General features: G+C 65.2%; 1 protein-coding gene. It reads right to left on the bottom strand.

The window, feature by feature from the left end:
* On the bottom strand, positions 1–668 hold a 668-nt coding region (locus B2994_RS00310), incomplete at its 3' end, for a solute carrier family 23 protein (RefSeq protein WP_291526449.1).
* Positions 669–681: the final 13 nt, after the last annotated feature.

Here is a 681-nt window from a genome sequence, read left to right as displayed (position 1 = left end):
GGCAGGCCGACCCACGCGGCCTTGCCGATGGCCGAGAAATCGACCTGGCCGCGCACGCACGCGTAGGCATAGCCGATGATCACGCCGATCAGGATATTGAGACGCCCCAGCAGTCCCCTGAACAGGACCGCGACCAGCAGCACGGCGACCAGGGTGACGACGGCGGTGTCGGGCGCGGCCTGGAAATTGCTCCACACGCTGGGAGCCAGATTGAAGCCGATGATGGCGACGATGGCGCCGTTGACCACCGGCGGCATGATGACGTCGATCCATCTGGCGCCGGCGTAATGCACCGCCACGCCGACCAGGGCCAGCAGGACGCCGGTGGCCATGATGCCGAAGCTGGCCACGGCGACGCCCTTGTTGGCCGAAGCCACGGCGGTGACCGGCGCGATGAAGCCGAATGACGAGCCGAGATAGCTCGGCAGCACGTTCCTGTTGATCAGCAGGAACAGCATCGTCGACATGGCTGTGAAGAACAGCGTGGTGGACGGATCGAAATGCGTCAGGATCGGCACAAGGAACGTCGCGCCGAACATGGCGATGACATGCTGCGCGCCGATGCCGGCGGTGCGTCCCCACGTCAGACGCTCGTCAGGCTCCACGACCTCCCCGGGCGCCAGGGTTTTGCCGTCGCCGTGAAGCTTCCAGGTAAACAGATTTGCGATGGATGCGGACATG

The organism is Bifidobacterium sp. UBA744 (assembly GCA_002298605.1).
In the GTDB taxonomy this organism is placed as follows: Bacteria; Actinomycetota; Actinomycetes; order Actinomycetales; family Bifidobacteriaceae; genus Bifidobacterium.
The sequence above is the reverse complement of the archived record's forward strand: the minus strand, read 5'-3'. Positions and strand labels throughout refer to the sequence as shown.